Origin of the sequence: Saliniramus sp. (genome assembly GCF_035311605.1) — a bacterium.
GTDB lineage: Bacteria > Pseudomonadota > Alphaproteobacteria > Rhizobiales > Beijerinckiaceae > Saliniramus.
Map to the genome: position 1 here is coordinate 1 of NZ_DATGCW010000344.1, position 2,863 is coordinate 2,863.

General features: G+C 65.1%; 4 protein-coding genes. 3 read left to right on the top strand and 1 reads right to left on the bottom strand.

Going from position 1 to position 2,863, the window contains the following annotated elements; translation table 11 throughout:
- From VKP01_RS15235 to VKP01_RS15245, 3 genes are all read left to right on the top strand, one after another.
- Positions 1 to 379: SufD family Fe-S cluster assembly protein (locus tag VKP01_RS15235; protein WP_324413772.1), on the top strand; the 379-nt coding region annotated here is incomplete at its 5' end.
- 93 nt (positions 380 to 472) lie between these two features.
- Positions 473 to 1,726 carry a cysteine desulfurase gene (locus VKP01_RS15240; RefSeq protein WP_324413774.1) on the top strand — a complete coding sequence of 418 codons (1,254 nt, stop codon included), beginning with the start codon at positions 473 to 475 and terminating at the stop codon, positions 1,724 to 1,726.
- A 14-nt stretch (positions 1,727 to 1,740) separates the two neighbouring features.
- Entirely contained in the window at positions 1,741 to 2,115 is a 375-nt protein-coding gene (locus tag VKP01_RS15245) for an SUF system Fe-S cluster assembly protein (protein ID WP_074445123.1), read from the top strand.
- A gap of 30 nt (positions 2,116 to 2,145) precedes the next feature.
- On the opposite strand, the gene VKP01_RS15250 is transcribed toward VKP01_RS15245, so the two are convergent.
- The coding region (locus VKP01_RS15250; RefSeq protein ID WP_324413777.1) for an enoyl-CoA hydratase at positions 2,146 to 2,863 on the bottom strand (718 nt) is incomplete at its 5' end.

Below are 2,863 nucleotides of genomic sequence, written 5' to 3' on the forward strand. Positions count from 1 at the left end.
GTTCAAGACGGCGATCGACGGCACCGCCACCGGCGTGTTCCAGGGCCGGATCGCGGTGGCAAAGGAGGCGCAGAAGACCGACGGGCAGATGATGTCCTCGGCGGTGCTTCTCTCCGACGGCGCCACCATGAACAACAAGCCCGAGCTCGAAATCTTCGCCGATGACGTGCTCTGCGCCCATGGTGCGACCTGTGGTGCGCTCGACGACGATCTGCTGTTCTACCTGATGGCGCGCGGCATTCCGCGTCCGGAGGCCGAGGCGCTCCTGATCGAATCCTTCCTCGGCGAAGCGGTCGAGGAAGCCGTCGACGAGACGGATGAGGGTCTGCGCGAGGCGCTTCTGAGTGTCGCACGCACCTGGCTGGCCTCTCGTTCGTAAACAGCACAGGAAGCGCCCCGGCCTTGCCAGATGAGCCGGGGCGCAGCAAAACCGTCCGCCGCCGCGCAGGTGGCGGACAGCAAGGATGAGGCGATGGACGTGAGCAAGAGCCCGCAGGCTTTCGATGTCGAGGCGATCCGCCGGGAATTCCCGATCCTGTCGCAGGAGGTTTACGGCAAGCCGCTGGTCTATCTCGACAATGCCGCCTCGGCACAAAAGCCCCGCGCCGTCATCGACCGCATGGTCGAGACCATGGAGACAGGCTACGCGAATGTGCATCGCGGCCTGCATCACATGGCCAATGTTGCAACGGAAGGCTTTGAGGAGGCGCGCGAGACCTGTCGCGAATTCCTCAACGCGGAATCCGCCGACGAGATCGTCTTCACCCGCAATGCCACGGCGGCCTACAACCTCGTCGCCAACGCGTTCGGCCAGATGGAAGGTCCCGAAGCGATCGGGGAGGGGGACGAGATCATCCTCTCGATCATGGAGCACCATTCCAACATCGTGCCCTGGCACTTTCTGCGCGAGCGCAAGGGCGCCGTGATCAAATGGGCGCCGGTGGATGATGACGGCAATTTCCTCTTCGAGGAATTCGAGAAGCTGCTTTCTCCTCGCACCAGGATGGTCGCGATCACGCAGATGTCGAATGCGCTGGGCACCATCACCCCGATGCGCCAGATCATCAAGGCGGCGCATGCGCGCGGCGTGCCGGTGCTCGTCGATGGGGCGCAGAGCGCGGTGCACATGCATGTGGACGTGCGCGCGCTGGATGCCGATTTCTTCGTCTTCACCGGCCACAAGGTCTATGGGCCGACCGGGATCGGCGTGCTCTACGGCAAGAAGGCGTGGCTCGACAAGCTCGGCCCCTTCGAGGGCGGCGGCGAGATGATCTCCGAGGTGACGACGGAGACGGTGACCTACAACACGCCGCCGCATCGTTTCGAGGCCGGGACACCGGCGATCATCGAGGCGATCGCGCTCGGCACGGCTTTGCGCTTCATGATGGATATCGGGCGCGATGAGATCGTCGCCCACGAAAACATGCTGCGCGACTATGCGCATGAGCGCCTGCGCGAGATGAATTCGCTGAAGGTCATCGGCCAGGCGCAGGATAAGGGCGCGATCCTCTCCTTCGAGATGAAGGGCGCGCATGCTCATGACGTCGCTACCGTGATCGATCGCTACGGCGTAGCGGTCCGTGCGGGCACCCATTGCGCCATGCCGCTTCTGAGCCGCTTCGGCGTGACATCCACCTGCCGCGCGTCGTTTGCCCTGTACAACACGCGCGAGGAGGTCGATAAACTCGTCGACGCTTTACGCAAGGCGGAAACGATGTTCGCCTGAGAGGTTTGAGAGAGATGAGCACTGATACGCCAGAACCGAACGCCCCGGCCATTGGCGCGCAATCCGGCCTGCCGCCGGAGGAGATCGATCGTCTGACCGATGATATCGTGATGGCGCTGAAATCGGTCTACGACCCGGAGATCCCCTCGGATATCTACGAACTCGGCCTGATCTACCGCGTCGAGATCGACGATGACCGGAATGTCGCCATCGACATGACGCTGACCGCGCCGGGCTGCCCCGTCGCCGGCGAGATGCCGGGCTGGGTGGAGAATGCGGTGGCCGGCGTCGCGGGCGTGCAGAGCGTCACGGTGAACATGACCTTCGACCCGCCCTGGGACCAGAGCCGCATGTCGGACGAGGCCCGCGTCGCCCTCGACATGTGGTGAGGGGCGGGGCCTTCCCCGCCCTCCTCTTGATCAGCGCCCCTGCCAGCGCGGCTCGCGTTTCTCGATGAAGGCGCCGATGCCCTCCTCGGCGTCGCGCGCCATCATGTTCTCCGCCATCACCTTCGCCGCATAATCATAGGCTTCTTCGAGCCCCATTTCGCGCTGCGCATAGAAGGCGCGTTTGCCGATGGCGAGGGTATGGCCGGATTTCGAGGCGATGGTCGTCGCCACGGCTCGCGCCTGCGCCAGCGCCTCGCCCTCGGGCGCGACGCGGTTGACGAGGCCGAAGCGATGCGCGGTCTCGGCATCCGCGAGTTCGCCGAGCAGCAGCATCTCCATGGCGTGCTTGTTGGCGAGGTTGCGCGAGAGCGCCACCATCGGCGTCGAGCAGAACAGCCCGATATTCACCCCCGGCGTGGCGAAACGCGCCTTTGCTCCGGCCACGGCGAGATCGCAGCTCGCGACGAGCTGGCATCCGGCGGCGGTGGCGACGCCCTCGACCGACGCGATGACGGGCTGGGGCAGGGCGACGATCTTCTGCATCAGCGCCGAGCAACGCCGCATCAGATCGGCGAAATAGGCCGCCCCGCGATCCGCATCGGCGCGCCGCGCGGTCATTTCCTTGAGATGATGCCCGGCGCAGAAGGCGGGGCCCTCGGCGGTGAGGATGACGACGCGGATATCGCGATCATCGGCGATGGCATCGAGCGTGTCGGACAAGGCCGCGATCATCGCATCCGAGAGCGCG